Source organism: Pseudomonas gorinensis, assembly GCF_042015035.1.
Classification (GTDB): domain Bacteria; phylum Pseudomonadota; class Gammaproteobacteria; order Pseudomonadales; family Pseudomonadaceae; genus Aquipseudomonas; species Aquipseudomonas gorinensis.
In genome coordinates this window covers 3,084,641-3,107,677 of the sequence record NZ_CP167125.1, presented here as the reverse complement: position 1 = coordinate 3,107,677, position 23,037 = coordinate 3,084,641, and the positions used below count along the sequence as shown (strand labels likewise).

General features: G+C 62.3%; 19 protein-coding genes. 10 read left to right on the top strand and 9 right to left on the bottom strand.

What is annotated here, in order from left to right; all coding sequences use genetic code 11:
* Positions 1-187 precede the first annotated feature (187 nt).
* Entirely contained in the window at positions 188-1,264 is a 1,077-nt protein-coding gene (locus AB7933_RS14240) for an LLM class flavin-dependent oxidoreductase (RefSeq protein WP_024074891.1), read from the top strand.
* Between the two features lie 162 nt (positions 1,265-1,426).
* On the opposite strand, the gene AB7933_RS14235 is transcribed toward AB7933_RS14240, so the two are convergent.
* The gene (locus AB7933_RS14235) at positions 1,427-2,221 is read right to left on the bottom strand and encodes a class II aldolase/adducin family protein (protein ID WP_024074890.1); all 795 of its coding nucleotides are present in this window, start codon (positions 2,219-2,221) and stop codon (positions 1,427-1,429) included.
* 333 nt (positions 2,222-2,554) lie between these two features.
* On the opposite strand from AB7933_RS14235, the gene AB7933_RS14230 reads away from it, so the two are divergent.
* On the top strand, positions 2,555-3,703 hold the full coding sequence (locus AB7933_RS14230; RefSeq protein ID WP_024074889.1) for an integrase core domain-containing protein: 1,149 nt from the start codon (positions 2,555-2,557) through the stop codon (positions 3,701-3,703).
* 121 nt (positions 3,704-3,824) lie between these two features.
* On the opposite strand, the gene AB7933_RS14225 is transcribed toward AB7933_RS14230, so the two are convergent.
* Positions 3,825-4,730, bottom strand: a complete 906-nt coding sequence (locus AB7933_RS14225) for a LysR family transcriptional regulator (protein WP_024074888.1) — start codon at positions 4,728-4,730, stop codon at positions 3,825-3,827.
* Between the two features lie 227 nt (positions 4,731-4,957).
* Here AB7933_RS14225 and AB7933_RS14220 point away from each other — a divergent pair, with 227 nt between their 5' ends.
* From AB7933_RS14220 to AB7933_RS14195, 6 genes are all read left to right on the top strand, one after another.
* Complete coding sequence (locus AB7933_RS14220; RefSeq protein WP_024074887.1) at positions 4,958-5,569, top strand: cysteine dioxygenase; 612 nt, start codon at positions 4,958-4,960, stop codon at positions 5,567-5,569.
* Entirely contained in the window at positions 5,566-7,149 is a 1,584-nt protein-coding gene (locus tag AB7933_RS14215) for a rhodanese-related sulfurtransferase (protein WP_024074886.1), read from the top strand. The genes AB7933_RS14220 and AB7933_RS14215 overlap by 4 nt, the downstream gene beginning before the upstream one ends.
* 272 nt (positions 7,150-7,421) lie before the next feature.
* The gene (locus tag AB7933_RS14210) at positions 7,422-8,396 is read left to right on the top strand and encodes an ABC transporter substrate-binding protein (RefSeq protein WP_024074885.1); all 975 of its coding nucleotides are present in this window, start codon (positions 7,422-7,424) and stop codon (positions 8,394-8,396) included.
* Positions 8,397-8,406: 10 nt separating this feature from the next.
* The gene (locus AB7933_RS14205) at positions 8,407-9,747 is read left to right on the top strand and encodes an LLM class flavin-dependent oxidoreductase (protein ID WP_024074884.1); all 1,341 of its coding nucleotides are present in this window, start codon (positions 8,407-8,409) and stop codon (positions 9,745-9,747) included.
* A 10-nt stretch (positions 9,748-9,757) separates the two neighbouring features.
* Positions 9,758-10,927, top strand: coding sequence for an acyl-CoA dehydrogenase family protein (locus tag AB7933_RS14200; RefSeq protein WP_024074883.1), 1,170 nt, complete (start codon positions 9,758-9,760; stop codon positions 10,925-10,927).
* The gene (locus AB7933_RS14195; protein ID WP_024074882.1) at positions 10,924-11,871 is read left to right on the top strand and encodes a D-isomer specific 2-hydroxyacid dehydrogenase family protein; all 948 of its coding nucleotides are present in this window, start codon (positions 10,924-10,926) and stop codon (positions 11,869-11,871) included. Before AB7933_RS14200 ends, AB7933_RS14195 begins: the two co-directional genes overlap by 4 nt.
* 284 nt (positions 11,872-12,155) lie before the next feature.
* Here AB7933_RS14195 and AB7933_RS14190 read toward each other — a convergent pair whose 3' ends face one another.
* From AB7933_RS14190 to AB7933_RS14170, 5 genes are all read right to left on the bottom strand, one after another.
* Positions 12,156-12,923, bottom strand: a complete 768-nt coding sequence (locus AB7933_RS14190) for an energy transducer TonB (protein WP_024074881.1) — start codon at positions 12,921-12,923, stop codon at positions 12,156-12,158.
* The gene (gene tolR, locus AB7933_RS14185) at positions 12,920-13,366 is read right to left on the bottom strand and encodes a protein TolR (RefSeq protein WP_024074880.1); all 447 of its coding nucleotides are present in this window, start codon (positions 13,364-13,366) and stop codon (positions 12,920-12,922) included. The genes AB7933_RS14190 and tolR overlap by 4 nt, the downstream gene beginning before the upstream one ends.
* Positions 13,367-13,380: 14 nt before the next feature.
* Positions 13,381-14,073, bottom strand: a complete 693-nt coding sequence (gene tolQ / locus AB7933_RS14180; protein ID WP_024074879.1) for a protein TolQ — start codon at positions 14,071-14,073, stop codon at positions 13,381-13,383.
* A gap of 47 nt (positions 14,074-14,120) precedes the next feature.
* Positions 14,121-15,986 (bottom strand): phytase, encoded by a 1,866-nt coding sequence (locus AB7933_RS14175; protein ID WP_024074878.1) that lies wholly within the window; start codon positions 15,984-15,986, stop codon positions 14,121-14,123.
* A gap of 138 nt (positions 15,987-16,124) precedes the next feature.
* The gene (locus tag AB7933_RS14170; protein ID WP_024074877.1) at positions 16,125-18,638 is read right to left on the bottom strand and encodes a TonB-dependent receptor; all 2,514 of its coding nucleotides are present in this window, start codon (positions 18,636-18,638) and stop codon (positions 16,125-16,127) included.
* A 777-nt stretch (positions 18,639-19,415) separates the two neighbouring features.
* On the opposite strand from AB7933_RS14170, the gene AB7933_RS14165 reads away from it, so the two are divergent.
* The gene (locus tag AB7933_RS14165; RefSeq protein ID WP_024074876.1) at positions 19,416-20,330 is read left to right on the top strand and encodes a GGDEF domain-containing protein; all 915 of its coding nucleotides are present in this window, start codon (positions 19,416-19,418) and stop codon (positions 20,328-20,330) included.
* 1 nt (position 20,331) lies between these two features.
* Complete coding sequence (locus AB7933_RS14160; protein WP_024074875.1) at positions 20,332-21,369, top strand: AraC family transcriptional regulator; 1,038 nt, start codon at positions 20,332-20,334, stop codon at positions 21,367-21,369.
* On the opposite strand, the gene AB7933_RS14155 is transcribed toward AB7933_RS14160, so the two are convergent.
* Together AB7933_RS14155 and ycaC are read right to left on the bottom strand one after the other, a co-directional pair.
* A complete protein-coding gene (locus AB7933_RS14155; RefSeq protein ID WP_024074874.1) occupies positions 21,356-22,237 on the bottom strand; it encodes a LysR family transcriptional regulator in 882 nt (293 codons plus the stop codon). The two genes, AB7933_RS14160 and AB7933_RS14155, sit on opposite strands and share 14 nt — an antisense overlap.
* Positions 22,238-22,416: 179 nt before the next feature.
* Positions 22,417-23,034 carry an isochorismate family cysteine hydrolase YcaC gene (gene ycaC, locus AB7933_RS14150; RefSeq protein ID WP_024074873.1) on the bottom strand — a complete coding sequence of 206 codons (618 nt, stop codon included), beginning with the start codon at positions 23,032-23,034 and terminating at the stop codon, positions 22,417-22,419.
* Positions 23,035-23,037 lie beyond the last annotated feature (3 nt).

Here is a 23,037-nt window from a genome sequence, read left to right as displayed (position 1 = left end):
CTAACGTCAGCCTTACTCACAAAATGCAATTTACTGATCAAACAACTAAACTATGATTCTATATTTTAATAATTAGAATAGAACCAAACGGCATTTTACACAGGCTTTGGCTGGCCCTACCGTGTATGAACATAACCGACCCCCTGCCCGGTGGAGGTGTTAACCCCGTACTCGACAAGGACAGACCATGAGCATTGAATTCATCGGCTATATCGGTGGCCATCACGCATCCGAGATCCACCCGCGCAGCGGCCCGACCCTGCAACCGGACTACGTGGAGACCGTGGCCCGGGCCCACGAAGAGGCCGGCTTCGACCGCGCCCTGGTGGCCTTCCACTCCAACAGCCCGGACAGCACGCTGATCGCCTCCCATGCGGCCAGCGTGACGAAAAAACTGCAATTCCTGATTGCCCACCGCCCCGGTTTTGCCCAACCGACCCTGGCAGCGCGCCAGTTCGCCACCCTGGATGTGTTCAACGGCGGGCGTACCGCCGTGCATATCATCACCGGGGGTGACGACCGCGAACTGCGCGCCGACGGCAGCCATATCGGCAAAGACGAACGCTACGCGCGCACGGACGAATACCTGAGCGTGGTGCGCCAGGAATGGACCAGCGAACAGCCCTTCGACTTCGCCGGCACTTACTACCAGGTGGAGGGCGCGCATTCTGCGGTGAAGTCACCGCAACAGCCGCATATCCCACTGTACTTTGGCGGCTCCTCCAAGGCCGCGATTGAAGTGGCAGGCAAGCATGCCGATGTGTACGCGTTGTGGGGCGAGACCTATGAGCAAGTGCGTGAAATCGTGACCCAGGTGCGGGCTGAAGCGGCCAGGCACGGGCGCACGATTCGCTTCAGCCTGTCGTTGCGGCCGATCCTCGCCGAGACCGAGGAACTGGCGTGGGCGCGGGCCGAGAGCATCTTGCAGCAGGCGACGGCGCTGGCGCAGAAGAACGGTTTTGTGCGGCGTGAACCGCCAAACGAAGGTTCACGCCGCTTGCTCGCGGCGGCGGCGCAGGGGGCGCGACTGGATAAGCGTTTGTGGACCGGGATTGCTGGGTTGCTGGGGGCACAAGGTAACTCCACCTCGTTGGTGGGCACCGCCGAGCAAGTTGCGGAGGCATTGGTAGATTATTACGACCTCGGCATCACCACCTTCCTGATTCGTGGGTTTGATCCGCTCGACGATGCGATCGACTATGGCAAGCGGTTGATCCCCCTCACCCGCCAGCTGATTGCTGAACGCGAGCAGAAAGTCGCCTGACAACCACTACAAAACCAAGGTGGGAGGGGCGGTGCGACGATTCGACTTGCCCCCCGATAGCAGTGGGTCAGTAACAGATGAGCTGACTGATACACCGCCATCGGGGGCAAGTCGAATCGTCGCACCGCCCCTCCCACACTTTGATCTTCACCGAGCTCCGGATCAGTTCTTATAGTCGGTATCGTTGCGCTCCAACTGCCGAATCAGCGCATTCCAATGCCGCGCCACACCCGGCCCCTCGCCGCTGGCAAACGCCTTGGCCTGTTGCTCGACCTTCGCCACCACTTCAGCCGGTGGGAAGATCAACTCCGCATTCCCCGCTGCCTGCGCCGCGACCTGGATATTGCACGCGCGCTCCAGCTGTTGCAGCTGTTGAAACGCATGTTCAACGCTGACACCCGCGGTCAGCAGCCCATGGTTACGCAGGATCATCACGCTCTTGTCGCCCAGGTCGGCCACCAGGCGCTCACGTTCGTCGAGGTCGAGGGCCACGCCTTCGTAACCGTGGTAAGCCACACGCCCCGAGAAGCCGATGGAGTGCTGGGAGATCGGCAACAAGCCGTCCTTCTGCGCCGACACCGCAATGCCGTCGCGGGTATGGGTATGCAACACGGCGTGCAGGTCGTGGCGTGCGCCGTGGATGGCACTGTGGATCACATAGCCGGCGTAGTTGATGCCCAAGCCGGTAGGGTCGTCGACGATGGTGCCGTCGAGGTCGACCTTGACCAGGTTGGAGGCACTGATTTCATCGAACAATAGCCCGAAGGCGTTGATCAGGAAGTGCTCGTGCGGCCCAGGTACACGGGCGGAGAAGTGGGTGTAGATGTGGTCGGTCCACTTGTACACGGCCGCCAGCCGGTAAGCGGCGGCCAGTTTGACGCGCACGTCCCATTCTTCGGGAGTGACACGCTGGCGAACATGGTTGGAAACGCTGGAAATCGGGGTGACGCTGCTCATGGCAAAACTTCCTGGATGGCCTTAAGGACTTCCAAGCAAGCCTAGGGGATGGAAAAAAATAATAAAAAGCACATTTTAATCTAAGCTAATTATTATTTTTTTTCATAACACCCACACCACCAACACAAAGCCCCCTCCCACATTTTTGATCTCTATACACCCAGTCAAACCGGAGCTGTTGCCCAAGGCAGTGAATGCCAAGAATGCCTTGAAGGCTTGCACAGTCCAAATGTGGGAGGGGGCTTGCCCCGGTACAAACCGGGGACATCGTTTACATTTCTAACCGGGGACATGGTTTACAGGTTAATACGCATGATCAGGAGGTAGCTGATCATGCCCTGGAACCAAGAGTCCCCCATGAATCAACGAATCAAGCTGGTTGCTAACTGGCTTTCTGGCAACTACACAAAAGCCCAGCTGGCGCGTCGTTTCAACGTGAGCCGGCCTACGGTAGACAAATGGATTGCTCGGTATGATGGCGATTTAAAGTCGTTGTCCGAGCTTTCCCGACGACCTCATCACAGTCCCAACAAGACCGACGATGAGATCTTGGCCCGTGTAGTGGCCATGAAGGAAGCTCACGATAAGTGGGGACCTAAGAAGCTTATCGAGCTACTGCGAATCGAGGATCCCTCCATCGCATGGCCCTCTGCGAGTACAGCAGGCCAATGGCTGGATCGGCTTGGACTGGTCAGCAAACGGCGGTTCAAGCGTCGGCACGGTACCTCCCATATTGAAATGCGAGAGGCCAATGACCCCAACAAAACCTGGTGCGTGGACTACAAAGGGCAATTCAAGATGCTCAACGCCCAGATGTGCTTCCCGCTGACTGTTACAGACCATGCATCCCGTTTGATTCTGGCTTGCAGGGCTCATCCTAAAATCATGACCCAGCCTGTAAAACAAACCTTTGAGCGGCTTTTTCAGGATTACGGCATGCCGGAAGTCATTCGTTCTGACAATGGCGTTCCCTTCGCCTCTCCTGGCTTGGCGAGAATGTCCACACTGGCCGTTTGGTGGATCCGTTTAGGTATCTATCCCGAGCGCACCATACCAGGAAGACCTGCCCAGAATGGTCGACACGAACGAATGCATCGCAGCCTGAAACTTGAGCTACCGCTAGGGAACAACTTGGTCGAGCAGCAGCTTTTGTTGGAACATTTCCGACATGAGTTCAATTACGTACGCCCTCATGAAGCGCTTGGTATGAAGCGCCCGGGAGAGGTGTACGTACCATCTACCCGACTGTACCCAGGATGCTTGCCCGATGTGGAGTATCCGGCAGAAATGCGGGTGCGAAGCGTCAGGCAGGATGGATCGATCAAGTGGAATGGCAAGTTGGTATTTGTCAGCGAGGCCCTATCCGGAGAAAGGATAGGGCTTAAAGAAGCTGAGGATGATGCCTGGGATTTGTACCTGTGTGACTATCCCTTGGGGAGGCTTGGACGAGGTACGACCCGCGTCCAAGCCTCAAATGTGTAAACGATGTCCCCGGTTTCAGATGTAAACGATGTCTACGGTTCTACACCCCGATGGCAGTGGGTCAGCGACAGACGAGCTGACTGATACACCGCAATCAGGGGCAAGCCCCCTCCCACATGGATCAGGCTGCGTTGCGGATCTTATGCAGGGACGCCGCCACCAGTTTGCCAAACGCGTCCACCGGCCCCTGCAAGTTACCGAGGAAGTGCGGGTAGATCAGCCACAAATCCATCACCGGCTTGAAATCCTTGAGCGGCATCACCGCCAGTTGCTCGCGGTGGGCACTGCGCTCCAGCAAGGGCCGCGGCACCAGGCCCAAGCCCAAGCCGTCAGCCACCAGGCCCAGTTGCAACTCAGTGCCGAACGTCTCCAGGTTGACCCGCAGGGCCAGGCCTTGATCGGACAAGGTGCGCTGCAAACCGGCGCGGAAACCGCAGCCATCCGGGTTGAGGATCCAACCGTTCTGGTACACGTCCGCCAGCTTGCAGGGCTTCTTCGGCAGTTGGGCCTTGGCGCAGACCACCACCAATTCCATCTTGCCGATGGACTCGCCGACCACGTTGTCCGGGAAAATCTTGCCCGCCGGAAACAGGGCCGCCGCCGCGTCCAACTCACCGCGCTCGATCTTGCCCACCAGTTGGCTGCCCCAGCCAGTGGCGACCTGGGCGCGCAAGTCGGGGTATTCGCTGCGCAGGTGCTTGAGTGCATCGAGCAGCACCACGTCACCAATGGTCTGCGGCACGCCCAGGCGTAACAGGCCGGTGGGCGGTGCGTCGGTGGCGACCAATTCGCGCAGGGCGTCCATCTCGCGCAGGATCAACCGGCACTGTTCATAGACGCGGGTGCCGATCAACGTAGGCTTGAGCGGCTTGGTGTTGCGGTCGAACAACTCCACGCCCAGCGCCTGCTCGAAGTTCTGCACGCGGCGGGTGATGGCCGGCTGGGTCAGTTGCAACGACTCGGCGGCATGGCTGATGGACTGGCAACGAATCACTTCGACAAAGGCATCGATATCGTCAATTTTCATTTGGGCCGCACATAGAGAACAGTCATTAAGATGTGTGCAAAGCATAGTTGCAGGACGATTATCTGGATAGCCCAGCGTGTGATCGATAACGTCTAACGCTATTCAGACCGGTTCTAAATTACCTGCAGCTATAAGCTAATCATTAAAAAATAGCATATTAACTATAAACATTATGCTTATATAAACCCATCAACCCATTCCTATCAAACGTATCCGATGGAATTGTCATGACCCAAGCCAAGCACCCCGAGAGACTCAGAGCCTTCATAGGCGCCCTGGCGGAATTGATCGACGGCAATCCACGCGAAGGCGACCTGTTGCACCGTGGCGGCAAGCTGCTGGCGCAACTGGTCAGCCATGACGACTGGCTCCCCGATGAGTTCGCCCAACCCGACCCCGAGCGCTATCAGCAATTTTTGCTGCACGCCGATTCGCGCCAGCGGTTCAGCATCGTCAGTTTTGTGTGGGGGCCGGGGCAAAGCACGCCGATTCATGACCATCGGGTGTGGGGGCTGATCGGCATGTTGCGCGGTGCGGAGTTTTCCCAGGGCTTTCAGCGCGCGCCCGACGGGCGCCTGGTCGCCGAAGGCAAGCCGGTCCAGTTGGTGCCGGGCCAGGTCGAGGCGGTATCGCCCAAGATCGGCGACATCCATCAAGTCAGCAATGCCCACAGCGACCAAGTGTCGATCAGCATTCATGTGTACGGCGCCAATATCGGTGCCGTGCGCCGCGCGGTGTACCAGCCCGACGGCAGCGAGAAACTGTTTATCTCCGGCTATTCCAATGCCTTCCTCCCGAATATCTGGGATTTGTCCAAAGAAAAGAGCCCCGCCCTATGAGCACCGTATCCACCCGCAGCTACGCCCAGATTCGCCAGGCCCTGTTGGACCGTGAAGAAGTCGCCCTGGTAGACGTGCGCGAAGAAGCACCGTTTGCCGAATCCCACCCCCTGTTCGCCGCGAATATCCCGCTGTCGAAGCTGGAGCTTGAGGTGTACTCGCGCATTCCGCGCCGGGATACCCAGGTCACCGTCTACGACAACGGTGAAGGGCTGGCCGCCCGCGCGGCCGAACGTTTGCTCGCGCTGGGCTATACCCAGGTCAGCCTGCTCGAGGGTGGGCTCGACGGTTGGCGCAAGGCCGGTGGCGAGCTGTTTATCGACGTCAACGTGCCGAGCAAGGCGTTTGGCGAGCTGGTCGAAAGTGAGCGTCACACGCCGTCCCTGGCCGCTGAAGACGTGCAGGCGCTGCTCGACAGCCAAGCCGATGTGGTGGTGCTCGACGCGCGCCGTTTTGATGAATACCAGACCATGAGCATCCCCACCGGCATCAGCGTGCCGGGTGCCGAACTGGTGTTGCGCGTCCGTGAGCTGGCGCCGGACCCGGCCACCCGCATCATCGTCAACTGCGCCGGACGCACCCGCAGCATTATCGGCACGCAGTCACTGATCAATGCCGGCGTGGCCAACCCGGTCTCGGCCCTGCGCAACGGCACCATCGGCTGGACGTTGGCCGGGCAGAAGCTCGCCCATGGTCAGTCGCGACGCTTTGCCCCGACCTCGGAAGCCCACCGCCAGGTCGCCGCCGCGGATGCGCGGCGTGTGGCTGACAAGGCCCGCGTCGGCCGCGCCACCCTCGCCGACCTGCAGCGCTGGCAACAGCAGGCGTCCCGTACCACCTACTTGTTCGATGTGCGCACCCCGGAGGAATTCGAAGCCGGCCACCTGCGCGGCGCGCGCTCGACCCCGGGTGGGCAGTTGGTGCAGGAAACCGATCACGTTGCCAGCGTGCGCGGTGCACGCCTGGTACTGGTCGATGATGACGGTGTGCGCGCCAATATGTCGGCTTCATGGCTGGCCCAACTGGGCTGGGAAGTGCATGTGCTGGACGGCCTGCAAGCCGCAGATTTCAGCGAGCATGGCGCCTGGGTCGCGCCGGTGCCCGCACCGCCCCAGGCCGAACTGATCAGCCCGCACACCCTCGCCGAGTGGCTGGCCCATGGCGACACGGCGGTACTGGATTTCACCGCCAGCGCCAACTACGTCAAACGCCATATCCCTGGTGCCTGGTGGGCCTTGCGCGCGCAACTGCCCCAGGCGCTGGCCAAGGTGCCGGCCGCCCAGCGCTACGTGCTGACCTGCGGCAGCAGCCAACTGGCGCGCCTGGCCGTGGCCGAAGTCGAAGCCATCACCGGCAAGCAAGTGTTCCTGCTGCAAGACGGCACCGCTGGCTGGATCAACGCGCAACTGCCGCTGGAAGAAGGTGAAACCCACCTGGCCTCACCGCGTATCGACCGCTACCGCCGCCCTTACGAAGGCACGGACAACCCCAAGGAAGCCATGCAGGCCTACCTGGACTGGGAGTTCGGTTTAGTCGACCAACTGGCCCGCGACGGCACCCATGGGTTCTATGTGATCTGATCACTTTTCCATACCCGGCACAGATCCCTGTGGGAGGAAGCAAGTCGAATCGTCGCACCGCCTCTCCCACATGGACCGCATCCACCTCAGGGTTAATCCATGCAATTTTAGAATAATCAATAAATACATAATCAGTTATTTTAATAATTAACATATAACCAAAAAGAACTTCACAGTATGTTTTTATGAGCATAACGTAAACTCCTCACCGACCCCTTCTCCAGGCGGAGGTAGCCAAACCTTTTTTCTGATCTGCCTGGAGCCTGCATCCCATGGTCTTTACTACCCCATTCAAGCGCCTGCTCCTGAGCACCGCCCTGGCCCTTGGCCTGGCCACCAGCGCCCACGCCGCCGACCTGCAACCGCTGCGGGTGGCCAACCAGAAATCGACGATCAAGACGCTGCTGGAAGTCTCGGGCGAGGCGAAAAACGTGCCTTATGAAATCCAGTGGTCGGAGTTCCCGTCCGCTTCGCCCCTGGGCGAAGCCTTGAATGCCGGGGCCGTGGATATCGGCGCCTTGGGTGACGCACCCTACGTGTTTGCCTTGGGGGCCGGAGCGTCGCTCAAGGTGGTCAGCATCATCCACGCCGAAGGGCGTAACACCACCGCCCTGCTGGTGCCCAAGGATTCGCCGATCAAGACGGTGGCCGACCTCAAGGGCAAGAAAATCGTGACCGGACGCGGGTCCATCGGCCACTACCTGGTGATCAAGGCCCTGGCCACGGCCGGCCTGACCACCAAGGATGTGCAGTTCATTTTCCTGTTGCCCAGCGAGTCGCGCCTGGTGCTGGATAACGGCACCGTCGACGCCTGGTCGACCTGGGACCCTTACACCACGGTGGTCACCTCACAAAGCCAGGCGCGGATCGTGGCCAGCGGCAACACGCTGTTGAGCAACCACCTGTACCTTGCCGCCACCAGCCAGGCCATCGCCGACAAGCGCACGCAGTTGGACGACTTTGTCGCCCGCGTCGACCGCGCCTACGCCTGGGCCAATACCCACCCCAACGAGTACGCCGCCGCCCAGGCCAAAATCACCGGGCTGCCGCTGGCCGTGCATGTGGCCGTGGCCAAGGAGACCCGCCTGAGCCCGGTGCTGATTGACGACAGCGTGATCAGTGGCCTGCAAGCCACCGCCGACACCTACCAACAAGAAGGCCTGCTGACCAGGCACATCGACGTGTCCCAGGGCTTCGACAAGAGCTTTAACGCCAAGCGTGCCCCCAACAATCAAGCCTCGCGCTAAGGAGCAGAACATGAGCAAGCCACGTCAATTGAAATTGGGGGCCATGGTCCACGGTGTCGGCCACGGCTGGGGCGAATGGCGCCACCCGCAGGCGCAACCCAACGCCAGCACGAATTTCGGCTTCTACAAGCAGCAGACCGAGCTCGCCGAAGCGGCCAAGTTCGACTTCGTGTTCATCGCCGACAGCCTTCACATCCACGCCAAGTCCAGCCCGCATTACCTCAACCGTTTCGAGCCGCTGACCATCCTCTCGGCCCTCGCGGCACTGACCACGCACATCGGCCTGGTCGCCACCGTGACCGTCAGCTACACCGAGCCCTATCAGGTCGCGCGCCAGTTCGCGTCGCTGGACCATATCAGCGGCGGTCGTGCCGGTTGGAACGTGGTCACCTCGTGGCTCAGCGGCACCGCCGACAACTTCGGCAAGGTAGAGCACCCGCCGCACGCCGTGCGCTATCGCATCGCCAAGGAACACCTCAACGTGGTCAAGGGCCTGTGGGATTCCTGGGAAGACGACGCCTTTGCCTACAACAAGCAAAGCGGCGAATTCTTTACGCCGAGCAAGCTGCATGCGCTGAACCACAAGGGCGAGTTTTTCTCGGTAAAAGGCCCGCTGAACATTGCGCGCTCGCGCCAGGGCCAACCGGTGATTTTCCAGGCGGGCACGTCCGAAGATGGGCGTAACTTTGCGGCGCAGAACGCCGACGCCATCTTTGTGCACGTGGAGAGCATCGAAGAAGGCCTGGCCTACACCCAGGACCTCAAACGCCGCGCCAAAGGCTTTGGCCGCGACGCCGACAGCCTGTCTATCCTGCCGGGCATCCGCCCGATTGTCGGCCGCGACGAGGCCGAAGTGGAAAGCCGCTATCAGCAGGCCGTGGACCTGGTCACCGTGGAAGACGCGATCGTCGCCCTGGGCCGCCCGTTCAATGACCATGACTTCAGCCAGTACCCCCTGGACGCCCCCTTCCCGGAACTCGGCGACCTGGGCTCCAACAGCCAGAAAGGCGGCTCGGACCGCATCAAGCAACTGGCCAGGGACGAAGGGTTGACCCTGCGCGAAGTGGCCCTGCGGTTCTCACGGCCCAAGCGTGATTTCGTCGGCACCCCGGAACAGGTCGCCGACGCGATCCAGACCTGGTTCGAGACTGGCGCCAGCGATGGTTTTATCGTCAATTCGGTACTGCCGGATGGCTTGCAGTACTTCACCGAGCTGGTGGTGCCGGTGCTCCAACAGCGCGGCCTGTTCCGCACCGAGTACAGCGGCCAGACCCTGCGCGACAATCTCGGCCTGGACGTACCGGCCAACCGCTACAGCGTGATCGACGCCCCCGAAAAGGCCCTGGCCTGAGTACATTCTTATGACCCAACCGTCTCTACGCTCCGTGGAAGTCGCCCACTTCGATGCCCTGCTCGAACGCCTCGGCGCCGAGCTGGCCAGCACCGCGCACCTGTACGACGAAAGCGGTGCCTTCCCCCACGACAATTTCACGTTGCTGCATGAACATGGCCTGCTCGCCCTCACCGTGCCCAAGGCCCTCGGTGGCGGCGGAGCCAGCCTGCCCCAGGCGCGCAAGGCGATCAGCGCGATTGCCAAGGGTGAACCGTCCACTGCACTGATCCTGGTCATGCAGTACCTGCAACACACCCGCCTGCAAGACAGCAAGACCTGGCCCCGGCACCTGCGCGTGCGAGTCGCCGAAGAGGCGGTACGCAACGGCGCGCTGATCAATGCCCTGCGCGTCGAACCCGACCTCGGCACCCCGGCCCGCGGGGGCCTGCCGGCGACCACGGCGGTGCGCACCGTTGATGGCTGGCGCATCAGCGGGCGCAAGATCTACTCCACCGGCAGCCATGGCCTGAGCTGGTTCAGCGTATGGGCACGCAGCGATGACCCAGACCCACTGGTGGGCATCTGGCTGGTGCCCAAGGACAGCCCCGGCGTGAGCATCATCGACACCTGGGACCACCTGGGCATGCGCGCCACTTGCAGCCATGAAGTGGTGCTCGACAACGTGCTGGTGCCGCTGGATCACGCCGTCAGCGTCAGCCCCTGGAGCGCGCCAAAGCCCGAGCTGGATAGCGAGGATTTCCTATGGATGTCGGTGTTGTTGTCCTCGGTGTATGACGCCGTGGCCCAGGCCGCGCGGGACTGGCTGGTGAATTGGCTGGAAGAACGCAGGCCGTCCAACCTCGGCGCGGCGCTGTCCACCCTGCCGCGTTTCCAGGAAACCGTTGGGCATATCGACACCCTGTTGTTTGCCAACCGCAGCCTGTTGGACGCTGCCGCCGAAGGCCACACCCCGGCAGCCAATGCGGCTCAATTGAAGTACCTGGTAACCGGTAACGCCATCCGTGCGGTGGAGCTGGCCATTGAGGCGTCCGGCAACCCCGGCCTGTCGCGACACAACCCACTGCAACGGCATTACCGCGACGTGCTGTGCAGCCGCGTGCATACCCCACAGAACGACGCCGTGCTGCAAGGCGTCGGCAAAGCCGTCTTCGCCCAACGCCAGAAGGAACGCACATGAGCCAGGTGATTATTGCCAGCCAACTGGGCGAAGACTACAACGACGTGATCCGCGCGCGCGTCACTGCGATCCACCCTCAAGCCCAGGTGATCGGCGTGCCGGTGGGCGTGCCAGGCGACCTGCCGCCCCAGGCGAATATCCTGCTGCTGCGCCCGATCAACGTGCACGGCTACACGGCACCGGACACCCCACCGCCGGGCTGGCCCTATGGTGCGCAATGGGTGCACCTGGTCTCATCGGGTATCGACTTCTACCCGCAGTGGCTGTTCAACGGCCCACCGGTGACCACCTCCCGGGGCAGCGCCGCCGACAACCTGGCCGAGTTCGCCCTGGCGGCGATCTTTGCCGCCTCCAAGCATTTGCCGGACATCTGGGTGAAGGACTCGCAATGGAACTTCACCGCCCTGCGTCCGCTCAAGGGCACCACCCTGGGCATCCTCGGCTTCGGCGCAATTGGCCAAAGCCTGGCGCACAAAGCCCTGGGCCTGGGCATCAAGGTGGTCGCGCTGCGCCACCGTTCGACGCCGTTGGGTGTTGACGGTGTGCAGGCGGCGGCGGATATCCATGACCTGTTCGCCCGCGCCGACCACTTGGTGGTGGCAGCGCCGCTGACGGAGGCCACGCGGCATATCATCAACCGTGATGTGCTGGGCAGCGCCAAGCCGGGGCTGCACCTGATCAACATCGCACGCGGTGGGTTGCTGGATCAGGAGGCGTTGTTGGAGGCGTTGGATAACGGCCAAATCGGCCTGGCATCGCTTGACGTGACTGAGCCGGAGCCGCTGCCGGATGGGCACCCGCTGTACAGCCACCCACGGGTGCGGTTATCGCCGCACACCTCGGCGATCTCGACCAATAGCCGCAACGAGATTGCCGATACGTTCCTGGCGAATCTGGAACGCTACGTTTCAGGTATCGAACTATCGAATCTAGCTAACGCCTGACGCCGTTCAACCATGTGGGAGAGGGCTTGCCGTGGCGAGCGGGCTTACTGTGGTGATCGGGCTTGTTGTGGCGAGCGGGCTTGCCCCGCGTTGGGGCGCGAAGCGGCCCCATCACAGGCGATGTGTTTTTAACTGACACACCGCGCTGCCTGGTTTTGGGGCCGCTTCGCAGCCCAACGCGGGGCAAGCCCGCTCGCCACAACAAGTCCGCCCGCCACAGTTACAGTGTTCCTCATTAGGGCTTGCCCCCTCTCCCACATGGCGCCTGTGTCCATTGGAAAATCTTATTTGATGCGGTAGTGGAAGGTGTTGCGCACCGCTGGTACGGCCACGGCCTTGCCTTCGACGATCCGCGGCTGGTAACGGAAAGTATTCGCCGCCGCCAATGAAGGCCGGATAAACAAGGGGTGGCAGCCGTCCAGCACCTTGGGGTTCTCTACCCGGCCCTGGGGGTTGACGGTGTATTCCACCGAGCAGTCGCCTTCGATGTGCTTGTCCAGGGCGCGTTCGGGATAGTCCGGTGCCTCCTTGCTCAGGGGTTGGTATTGGCGGCTGTCGAAGGCCGCTGCCGGGGCTGGGGTAGCAGCTCGGGCTTTTTCAGCGGCCAGGCGTTGCTGATCGAGGCGCTGTTGTTCCAGCTCACGATGGCGTTGTTCGGTGGCCAGGCGTTCCTGCTGCTGCTCGATTTTCTTGTCTTCGACGCGTTTACGCGCCAAGGCGGCTTTCTCGAGTTTTTGCGCCTGGATCTGCGGGTCGACCGTGGGCTTTGCCGGGGCCGGCACCGGTACCACCAGCGGCTCCGACGGTGCGGGCGCGGCCACCACCGGTTCAGGCTCGGGCGCTGGCGCCGGTGGCAGCATGACCAACTGCGTGTGCATCACCCGAGGGGCATCCACCACAGGCTTCTCCGTCGACCAGCCCAGCATCAACGCGGCCAGCACGCCCACGTGCAGCGCCACCGCCAGGCTGGCGGCGAGGCTGTTTCTGCAAAAACCCGAAGCATCCCGGGGCGCCATCGGCAGGGTCGGACTGTGCATGATCATCGCCGTCATTGCGGGGCCTCGGTCACCAGCCCCAGGTTGCTGACCCCGCCCTTCTGCAACACCGCCATGGCCGCGACCACACGGCCGTAACCGGCGTTGTCGTCGGCGCGGATGTAGACCTGGGTGTCGCTGCGCGCGGCCACCACCTGCATGACCTTGGCGCCCATTTCCTCCAGGCTCACGGCGCTGTCGGTCTGGTGTTGGGTATCGAGTTCGCCGCCGAGGTTCCAGTAATAGCCACCGTCGGCCTTTACCGACAGCGTGAGGATCTGCTGGCGGGTGTCGGTGGCCAACGCCTCGGCGGCGACCTTGGGCAGTTCGATCTTCACGCCCTGGGTCAACATCGGCGCGGTCACCATGAAGATCACCAGCAGCACCAGCATCACATCGATATACGGCACCACGTTCATCTCGGCCTTGGGCCCGTGCTTGCGTTGCGGCCTTACTAACATGGGAGCGCTCCTGTTCAGGCGGCCACGGCCAGGTTGATCGCGGCACCGCGCAGGCTGCGGTGCAGGCGCACTTGCAGCTCATTGCCAAACGCGTAGTAACGGGTGAGCAGAGTCTGGCCGCGCGCCGCGAAACGGTTATAGGCGATCACCGCCGGGATGGCGGCAAACAGGCCGATGGCCGTGGCGATCAAGGCTTCGGCGATGCCCGGCGCTACGGTGGATAACGTGGCCTGCTGCACCTGGGAAAGGCCGATAAAGGAATTCATGATGCCCCACACCGTGCCGAACAGACCGATGTACGGGCTGACCGACCCCACGGTGGCGAGAAATTGCAGGCCCTTTTCCAGCTCGATTTCCTGCTCGGTGATCGCTACCTGCAAGGCCCGCTCGACGCCTTCGAGCACCTGCGGATCATGGCTGTGCAGGTGCTGGTATTCCTGGACCCCGGCAATAAAGATCGGCGCCACGCCGCCCTCGCCCGCCTGCAACGTGTCGCGGTACAGCGCCTGCAAGTCCGGCGCGGCGCGAAAGCGTTGCACAAAACCGTTCAACTGCCGTTCCAGGCGGCGCAGCACACTGCCGCGCTGGATAATCAGGTACCAGCTGAGCAAGGACGCCAACAGCAAGGTGACCATGACCGCCTTGACCAACAGGCTGGCGTCGCTGATCAAACCCCAGATCGTCATATGTTCCATCGTCGCGTGCATAGTGAATCTCCCATTCGATTAAAAAGTGATGACCGGTTGATGACGGTTCACGGCAATTTCAATGCGCGGGTGACCTCGGCCCAGGGCACGAACTTGAAGTTCTGGGTTTGCTCGGGCATACGCTTGCGCCCGTCCTGCACCACCAGCATGCCCTGGCTCCACGGCCCGCCGAGGTTGATGGCGGTGACTTCCAGGCCATCGGTTTCCGAAGCGCCGTCGATCCCGGCAGCGGCGTTCAAGCCGACGCGGAAGCCGCCATGCACGGCAAACGGCGGCTCGGCATCCACCACCAGGTAGCTGTCATTGCCTTGGCTCGAGATCACCAGGTAGTCATGCTTATCGCTCTGATACAGCGCCAGGCCTTCGACATCCGCATGCAACTGTGGGCCGACCTTGATCACGCTGGTCAAGGTCGCCGGTTGATCGGCACGCGCATCCACCGCCCACACGCCCACATCTTCTTCACCGATAAACAGGCGCTGGCGCTGGTCGTCGGCCACACAGCCTTCGGGTTGGCTGTCGACCTTGAACTGGCGCACCAGCTCGCCCTGCACCCGGCCGTCCGGCGCGCTGAGGCGGTATTGCAGGAAGGTGCCGTCCTTGCCGTTGGCGATTGCGTAGATCTCGCCGCTGGCTGGCTGGAACAGGCAAATGCCGTAGATTTCCTTGAGCGGCGTGGGCACTTCACCGGCTTCACGCAGCTCGCCGCTCTGACGGTCGATGCTGAACAGGCTCAGGCTGTTGTGATCGCGGTTGCTCGCCACGGCCAGGTCGACCGTTTGCTGGCCGAGCTTGAAGCGGGGGCGTACATCGACGTTATTCAGGCGGCCCACCGCCAGTTCCTGCAACAGCTTGCCGTCGAGGTCGTAGGCGAGCAGGCCTTGCTTTTTGTTGGTGCCGAGCACACGGCTTTTGCCCGGTGTTTCGGGGTGAATCCAGATCGCCGGGTCATCCGCCGCATCGCCCTGGCGGCCAACCGGGTCGCTCTGGCGCAAGGCCGCGACCTCCGGCAGCAGCGGCGCCACCGCGACGGGCTTGGCCTGCCAGTCGAGCCTGGCCTGGTAGAGCGCGCCGCTGTCGTCATCGCGCACCAGCAGTTGGCGGCCATTGATCGCCAGTTGTTCCGGCTCTTTCAGGCCCGGCAGGCTCAGGCTCGATTGCTCCACCCAGCGCTCGCCGGTTTGCTGGAACAGGTGCAACCGGGCGGTCTTCGGGTCCAGCGCGACCACGCCACCGGGTACCAGCGCCATGGCCCCGGCTTCGCGTTTGGGGTTGTCGAACAGCGCCACCGGGGTGCGTTTCACATCGGCTTCCGGGTGCGCCGGGTAGGCCCACCAGCCCACATTCTCTTCATTCACCACCAATTGCTGGGTGGCGTCGTCCACCTGGCAGAACTGCGCCGACGGCGGCAGCGGCAAACCGCGTACGCGCTGGGGTTCAGCGAGCAAGGTCGAGCCGTTGCCCACCAGCCATTGCTCGCCCTTGCCCTCCTCGCCCACCAGGAACACAAACAGGTTGGCCGCTGCGTCGCGGTACAGGCACAGGCCATTCACCGGGTAGTCGCGGGTCGGCAGGTAGACCGGCGTGCCCCAGGTTTTGCTGGCGCTGTCCAGGTTGATCAGCAGCGCCTGCTGGCGGTCGTTGTCGAGGCTGGCGACCAGCACGTGGGTGCCTGCGGCGCGGGTGTCGAGGCTGCTGAAGTTGCCTTTGAAACGCGCCAGTTCGGCGCCTTTGCTGTCGAGCAGTTGCAGGCCGTCACGGGTGCTGGCGGCCACGCGCTCGCTGGCGTTGGGCAGGAAGGCCACGGCTTCGGCCTTCAGGCTGGGTGCCCAAGGGGTCAGCGCCAGGTCGGCGGCGAATGCATTGCCGCCGGTGGCCAGGGCGATCAGCAGGTATAGCTTGGAAAGTCTCATGAACAAACAAAATCCTTGTCTTGTAGGAGCGAGCTTGCTCGCGAAGAACGTCAACGATGTCGCGGGCTGTCTGGATGCACGCGGTGTTCCGGGCTTTTTCGCGAGCAAGCTCGCTCCTACAGTGGGGTATGGGGTGGGTTAGAAATGGGTGAAGGTCAGGCCCACTTTGTAGGTCGGGCCGTACTCTTCGTATTGGCCGTTGTAGCTGCGGTTGCCGGTGTAGACGAAGTACGACTCGTCGGTGAGGTTCTGGGCCTCGAAGCTGACTTGCAGGTTCTTGGTCAGCGAGTAACGCGCGCTGAAATCGACGAAGGTCTGCGCGTCGACGTGCCGGTCGTGGGCCTTGTCGTTGATCGACGCCAGTTCATACAGGTAGGCCGACTTGTAGTTGGCCGACAGGCGCAGGCTGAGCGTGTCGTCTTCCCAACCGAGCATCAGGTTACCGACGGTGTCCGACTGGTTGGGCAGGCTGATAGTGCGCTTGCGGTTCGTGCCGCTGGCAGCGTCGAAGCCTTCGATATCCGCGCTGGACCGGCTGAAGGTGCTGTTGGCGCCGATCAGCAAACCGTTCCACGGTGCGGGCAGCCAGTCGAACTTCTGTGAGTAGGCCAGTTCCAGGCCGTAGAGCTTGGCGCTGTCGCCGTTGGCGTAGGTATGGGCCTCGGCGAAGTTGGCCCAGGCGCCGGTGCCGGCGAGGTCGGTGTTGTAGACGAAATGCTTGATGTCCTTGTAGAACACGAACGCCGACACGGTCCCGGCGCGGCCCATGAAGTGTTCAATGCCCAGGTCCAGGTTGCTCGACTCCAGGGGCTTGAGGTCCGGGTTGCCGAAGGTGGCTTCGTCATCGTCGATCACAAAGCCCGGTGCCAGCTGGCCAAAGGTCGGGCGCACCACCGATTTGGTCCAGGCCGCGCGCACCTGGGTGTTCTTGTCGATCTGGTAGCGCGCATGCAGGCCCGGCAGCCAGTGGTGATAACGGCGCTTGGTCTCGGTGGCGGTGAACTGGCCGTCGGTGGCGCCGGTCCCCTTGGCTTCGAACTCGGTGCCTTCGTAACGCAGGCCGGCGATAAAACGCCAGTCGTCGATGTCGATGGTGTTCATCAGGTAGCCGGCGTTGATGTCTTCGCGGAGGGTGAAGTCGTTGACCCGCGATTCGGTCTCGTCGTAGAAATCCGCCGGGTTGAGGCTGCCAATCAGTTGTTTGATGGCGCCGGGGCTGATGCCTGGGCCGTAGTTGCCGAGGCGATAGTCGACGCTGCCCTTCTGGAACTGGGTGAGGTTGAGCTGGTCGGCACTGTAGCCCAGGGTGTCGAAGTCTTTATAGACCCAGGCTTCGAGGTCGTTGTCCTTGTTCCGTCGACTGACCTTGCCGCCGAACTTGACCTGGGAGGCGTAACCGCTCAGGTCATAGTCGCGGGCCAGGTCCAGGCGCAGGTTTTTCTCGGTGTCCTGGGTGTTCTGTTTTTCCCAGTCGACCTTGTCGAGGGTGAAGTTGCTGGCGTCGTAGAAGCCGCTGCCGATGATCGGGCGGGGCTTGTCCTTGTCGTAGAAACCGCTGTTGGCAAAGTCGCCGCCGTCGAAGGTGGCGCCTGCGATATGCGCCGGGCTGTCTTCGCTGGACTGGCTGTAACCGGCCTGGCCGCTCAAGGTCCAAAGGCCCAGCATGCGTTCGCCGCCGAACACGTAGGACTGGATTTCCTGGGTTTCTTCACGGTTCTTCAGCTTGCGCTTGCCCTCGGCATCGCCCAGTTCGCCAGCGGCCTGGGGGTCGGCAAATTCAATACTGGTGGAGTTGCGGGTTTCGCTGTCTTTGTAGCGGCTGTAGAGGGTGCGCAGGTAGTAGCTGCTGAGGTCGTCGGGCTTGTAGTCGAAGTTCAGGCCACCGCCGGCGCGTTCGCGGCTGATGTCGTAGTCGCGCTGTTCGAACTCGTTAAGCCGCGCGCCCCGGCTGAAGTCCCAGGCGCCGCCGGTTTCGACGTTGTCCGAGCCGAAGTCGCGCTTTTGCCAGCTCAGCGCCGCCGCCACGCCGAAGTTGTCGATGCCGTCGCCGAGGCTGAAACGGTTACTGGCGGCGCCGGAGAATTTCGGGCTGGTCTGCCCGGTATTCTTGTCGTAGCTGGCTTCGGTGCTGCCGGTGTAGAACAGGCCGTTGTGGTCGAAGGCCGAGAGACTCTTCACGTCGACGGTACCGCCCAGGGAGTTGGCGTCCATGTCTGGGGTCAGGGTCTTGATCACCGACAGCGACTGCACCAGTTCCGAGGGCAGCACATCAAGGGCCACGGCGCGCCGCTTGCTCTCGGGCGATGGCACCAGGGTACCGTTGATGGTCACGCTGTTAAGGTCCGGGCCCAGGCCACGCACGCTGACAAAGCGCCCTTCGCCCTGGTCACGCTCGACGCTGATCCCCGGCAGGCGCTGCGCCGCTTCGGCAACGTTTTCGTCGGGCAACTGCGCCACACCGTCGGCATGCACCACGCTCTTGATGCTGTCGGAGGAACGCTGCTCCTTGAGGGCCTTGTCGATGGCCGCAGCCTGGCCGACCACTTCAACGTGTTCGGTGGTGGCCGCTTCCGCCGCGTTGAGCCGTTCACTGGCGATGGCCAGGGCCAAGGCAGTAAGCGTAAAGCTGACGAGCCCGGTGCGCTTGTACATGAAATCCTCCCCAAGAGTCCGTTGGCGCCAGGCAAGTGGCCCGGCAACTGGGAGGGCAAGCTAGGGGTGGGGGATGACGGTTCTGTGACAGGGATCGGCGCGAAGCCCCGTAAACCGGGGGTTTTGCCCGATTCTGGATGTGGAATGAGCTGATATGACCTGTGAAGATCCCCTGTGGGAGGGGGCTTGCCCCCGATGGCGGCCTCTGGGCCGACTATTTTTTTGGTTTGGACCGGGTACATATCCGTTGCTGCGGTAACGGCCACTTAGGGTTCCGCCCTTACGGCGGCTCACTTTGGAAAAGCCCCAAAGTAAGCAAAGGGCTCTTGCCCCACCACTCGGCACCTCGCCCAGGCTCGGTGTGCCCGCAATCCGACAGTGATTTGGGGGGCCGCCGCCACGCGCCATCCATGGCGCGGGGCGGCTAAACCGGCATCCCTGCCGGTTTACCCCCCAAATCACTGTCGAATTGCGGCCAGCGTGGTTTAACGGGGCGCCTGAGATCAAGATCTAAAGCAAGATCAAGAGCGGCTCGCTTCGCATCGTGGTTAGCGTTGGCTAATACAACATTGTGTAGATACCCATGCCCCGATGGCGGTGGGTCAGCTGGTATATCTGTTGACTGATACACAGCCATCGGGGGCAAGCCCCCTCCCACATTTTTTGATCTCCAGTGTGTTTGAGATGAGCTGATTCGACCCTCCCCCACCGTCATCCAACGGTCACATGCATCTGCTGTGCTGGCCTCCTCGCTCACTTGTCCAAGGACCCGCGGCCATGTTTTCCGTGCTCAAGCCCCACCGCTGGAAACTCTCGTTGCTGCTGATCGCCGCCAACCTCGGGCTGATCCTGCACCTGGCCTGTGGCGAGTTGAAAAGCGTCAGTGAGTGGGTATGGCTGGATATCTTCGGCGAAGGCGGTTCCGCCCTGCTCGCCCTGGTGTGGCTGGGCCTGGTGCTGAAAAGCCGCCCCGCCGGCCGCGTCACCAACTACCTGGCGCTGGGCCTGTCGTGCATCTTTTTCTCCTGGTGGATCGACAGCCTCGACGAATTCATCCGCCTGCCCGACAGCATCACCTGGGACCACTGGCTGGAGTCCGGGCCGATGCCGGTGGGCATGATCCTGCTGACCATCGGCATCTACCATTGGCACCGCGAACAACTGGCGATCAGCGCGCAGATGGAGAAACGCGAACGGCTGTTTCGCGAACATCGCCTGTTCGACAAACTCACGCCGCTGGCCGGCGCCGATTACCTCAAGCGTCAGTTGGCCGACAGCCTGCAAGACAGCCGCGAGCAACAACAACCGCTGTCGTTGCTGGCCCTGGACCTGGACAATTTCGCCGCCATCAACCAGGCCTACGGCCACGCCGAGGGCGATGCGGTGTTGCAGGCGTTGAGCCATTTGCTCCTGCTCAACCTGCGCCGCCAGGACTTGCTGTGCCGCCTGGCCGGTGACCGCTTTGTCGTGCTGCTGCCCAATACCGGCGAACGCCAGGCCAAGGAGCTGGCGCTGGAGTTGCAGCAAGCGGTGCGCGGCCTGGCCCACAAGACCCGGCAACAGGGCGAACGCCTGCAACTGGCTGCGACCACCGCCGTGGTGATGGCGCTTGAAGAACCGCCCCAGGACTTGCTCAAGCGTCTGAACCTGGCGTTGGCCAGGGCCAAGCAACCGCTTGCGAAAAGTGCCTGAGATGGCCGTGAAAACCAGCTGGTATGAAGCCGACAGCCGCTTCATCCCCGGCCATTACCAACCCGCCACGCTGATCGACCTGGCGCTGTCCCGCGACATCGACAGCCACCGCCTGCTGCGCGGCACCGGGCTGTTTCATGAGGACATCCTGGCGGGTACCGCACGCCTGAGCCCACAGCAGTTTCTCGGCTTGATCGGCAACAGCCGCAAGCTGTTGGACGCCGACGACAGCAGCTTTTTGTTGGGGCAGCGGCTATTGCCCGGTTACTACGGCGCGGCCAGTCACGCTCTGGGCCATGCGCAACACCTGCACCAGGCGCTGGAGATCCTGATCCAGCAACAGGTGCTGCTCAGCCCATTGGCCACGCTGCAACTGGAGCTGGATGAACACCACGCCTACCTGTACTGGCGGGACAGTTGCGGCGCCGGCGAGCATTGGCGCTTCCTGCTGGAAGCGAGCATGACCTCGCTGGTTGCCATGAGCCAATGGCTCAGCGGCCAGCGCCTGCCGTGGGCGTGCAGTTTCAGCCACGGCGAGCCGCGCTATGTCGAACAGTACTGGGTCAACCTGGGCGAACACACGCGCTTCGAGCGCCCGCTGGACATGATGAGCATCCCGCGCGAATACCTCACCCGCGCCTGGCCGGGCGCCTCGGCCACCGCTGGCCAGGTCGCCCGCCAGCAAGCGCGCGAGCAGATCGAACAATTGGGTTTTGCCTGCAGCTTTCTCGACTGCCTGTACGACTACCTGCACGACCAGGTGCGCCAGCCGCCGAGCCTGGAACAGGCAGCCCAGGCCTTCGCCATGAGCCCGGCGACCCTCAAGCGCAAGCTGCACAAACACGACACCGGCTTCCAGGAGCAGGTGGATCGGGTGCGCAAGCAAGTCGCGTTGCACCTGTATCAGGTGAAGGGCTACAGCAACGATGAGGTGGCGGCGTACCTGAACTTCAACGACGCGGCGAACTTCCGGCGCTCATTCAAGCGCTGGACCGGCAGCACGCCGAGCCTGATCCGCCAGCTATTCAACAGCCACTAGCCAGGCGCTCGCGCAGGAACGCCACCAGCGCCTGCACCGGCCGTGAGCTTTGCCGATGCTGGGGATACACCGCCGACAAGGTCAGGTCTTCGGGGGCGAAGTCGTCCAGTACGCTCACCAGGCGCCCGTCCTTCAAGGCATCGCCGACGATAAAGGTCGGCAAGTAGGTCACACCCAGCCCTGCGATGGCGGTGTCGCGCAGCAGGTCGCCGTTATTCACACGTATGCGGCCACTGACCTGCAGTGCCTGCACCTTGCCTTTGAAGCGCCACTGCACCTGGCGGCCATGGCCATAGGGCAGGCAGTCGTGGTCGGCGAGGTCCTCGGGTTTTTGCGGGGTACCGCGCAGGGCCAGGTAGTCGGGACTGGCGCAATACACCCGCGGGATGCTGGCGATACGGCGGGCGATCAGGGTGGAGTCTTCCAGGGTGCCGATGCGCAAGACCAGGTCGTAGCCTTCGCCGATCAGGTCCACAGGGCGGTCGCTGAGGTCGACCTCCACCGACACCTGGGGGTGGCGCTGCAAGAACTGCGGCAGCAGGCAGCCCAGGTGCGCCATGGCAAACGACAGCGGCGCGCTCAGGCGCAGGGTGCCGCGCGGTTCGCTGTTCTGGCCGGCGATGCCCTGCTCCACTTGCTCGACATCGTTGAGCAGGCGCAAGGCGGATTCGTAGTAACTTTGCCCCAGGGGCGTGACATCCAGGCGGCGGGTGGAGCGGTTGAGCAGGCGTACGCCGAGGCGGTCTTCGAGCTGGATCAGGCGGCGGCTGACAAATTGCTTGGACAGGCCGAGTTGCTCGGCGGCGGCAGTAAAACTGCCGGACTCCATGACCTGGCAGAACAGGCGCATGTCTTCGAAGGGGTTCATTGTCGCTTCTCGGTGGACATTTGGCTGTTTTATAACTGGATAGTCGCATCACCACAATTTAAATGTGGGAGGGGGCTTGCCCCCGATAGCGGTGCATCAGTCAACAATACTGAGACTGACACACCGCAATCGGGGGCAAGCCCCCTCCCACATTGATTACCTAAAGGCTTGAAAACCGGTTACTTGGCAGTGAACGCCGAGTAGCTGTTCATCAGGTTGCGGTAGTTCGGGATGCGCGGCGACAGCAGGTTGGCCAGGCCTTCCATGTCGTTACGCCAGTCCACTTGCAGCTCGCAGGCCACGGCGAACCAGTTCACCAGTTGCGCACCGGCGGCGGTCATACGCGCCCAGGCGGCTTGTTGCACGGTTTCGTTGAAGGTGCCGGAGGCGTCGGTGACCACGAATACCTCGAAGCCTTCTTCCAGGGCGCACAGGGTCGGGAACGCTACGCACACATCCGTTACCACCCCGGCAATGATGATCTGCTTGCGGCCGGTGGCCTTGACGGCCTTGACGAAATCTTCGTTGTCCCAGGCGTTGATCTGGCCAGGACGGGCGATATACGGCGCGTCCGGGAACAGTTCCTTCAGCTCGGGTACCAGTGGGCCGTTAGGACCGCCTTCAAAACTGGTGGTGAGGATGGTCGGCAGGTTGAAGAACTTCGCCACGTCGGCCAGGGCCAGTACGTTGTTCTTGAACTCATTGGGGGAGAAATCCTGCACCAGGGAGATCAGGCCGGTCTGGTGATCCACCAACAGCACCACGGCATCATCTTTATTCAGGCGTTTGTAAGTCATGGG

Bases quoted from the DNA above. Each gene is read 5' to 3' on its own strand.
- AB7933_RS14160 (WP_024074875.1), top strand. From the start codon at position 20,332: ATGGCCGTGAAAACCAGCTGGTATGAAGCCGACAGCCGCTTCATCCCC.
- tolR (WP_024074880.1), bottom strand. From the start codon at position 13,366: ATGTTAGTAAGGCCGCAACGCAAGCACGGGCCCAAGGCCGAGATGAAC.
- AB7933_RS14205 (WP_024074884.1), top strand. From the start codon at position 8,407: ATGAGCAAGCCACGTCAATTGAAATTGGGGGCCATGGTCCACGGTGTC.
- AB7933_RS14235 (WP_024074890.1), bottom strand. From the start codon at position 2,221: ATGAGCAGCGTCACCCCGATTTCCAGCGTTTCCAACCATGTTCGCCAG.
- AB7933_RS14170 (WP_024074877.1), bottom strand. From the start codon at position 18,638: ATGTACAAGCGCACCGGGCTCGTCAGCTTTACGCTTACTGCCTTGGCC.
- AB7933_RS14195 (WP_024074882.1), top strand. From the start codon at position 10,924: ATGAGCCAGGTGATTATTGCCAGCCAACTGGGCGAAGACTACAACGAC.
- AB7933_RS14215 (WP_024074886.1), top strand. From the start codon at position 5,566: ATGAGCACCGTATCCACCCGCAGCTACGCCCAGATTCGCCAGGCCCTG.
- AB7933_RS14200 (WP_024074883.1), top strand. From the start codon at position 9,758: ATGACCCAACCGTCTCTACGCTCCGTGGAAGTCGCCCACTTCGATGCC.
- AB7933_RS14190 (WP_024074881.1), bottom strand. From the start codon at position 12,923: ATGACGGCGATGATCATGCACAGTCCGACCCTGCCGATGGCGCCCCGG.
- AB7933_RS14220 (WP_024074887.1), top strand. From the start codon at position 4,958: ATGACCCAAGCCAAGCACCCCGAGAGACTCAGAGCCTTCATAGGCGCC.
- AB7933_RS14175 (WP_024074878.1), bottom strand. From the start codon at position 15,986: ATGAGACTTTCCAAGCTATACCTGCTGATCGCCCTGGCCACCGGCGGC.
- tolQ (WP_024074879.1), bottom strand. From the start codon at position 14,073: ATGCACGCGACGATGGAACATATGACGATCTGGGGTTTGATCAGCGAC.
- AB7933_RS14240 (WP_024074891.1), top strand. From the start codon at position 188: ATGAGCATTGAATTCATCGGCTATATCGGTGGCCATCACGCATCCGAG.
- AB7933_RS14225 (WP_024074888.1), bottom strand. From the start codon at position 4,730: ATGAAAATTGACGATATCGATGCCTTTGTCGAAGTGATTCGTTGCCAG.
- AB7933_RS14230 (WP_024074889.1), top strand. From the start codon at position 2,555: ATGCCCTGGAACCAAGAGTCCCCCATGAATCAACGAATCAAGCTGGTT.
- ycaC (WP_024074873.1), bottom strand. From the start codon at position 23,034: ATGACTTACAAACGCCTGAATAAAGATGATGCCGTGGTGCTGTTGGTG.
- AB7933_RS14165 (WP_024074876.1), top strand. From the start codon at position 19,416: ATGTTTTCCGTGCTCAAGCCCCACCGCTGGAAACTCTCGTTGCTGCTG.
- AB7933_RS14210 (WP_024074885.1), top strand. From the start codon at position 7,422: ATGGTCTTTACTACCCCATTCAAGCGCCTGCTCCTGAGCACCGCCCTG.
- AB7933_RS14155 (WP_024074874.1), bottom strand. From the start codon at position 22,237: ATGAACCCCTTCGAAGACATGCGCCTGTTCTGCCAGGTCATGGAGTCC.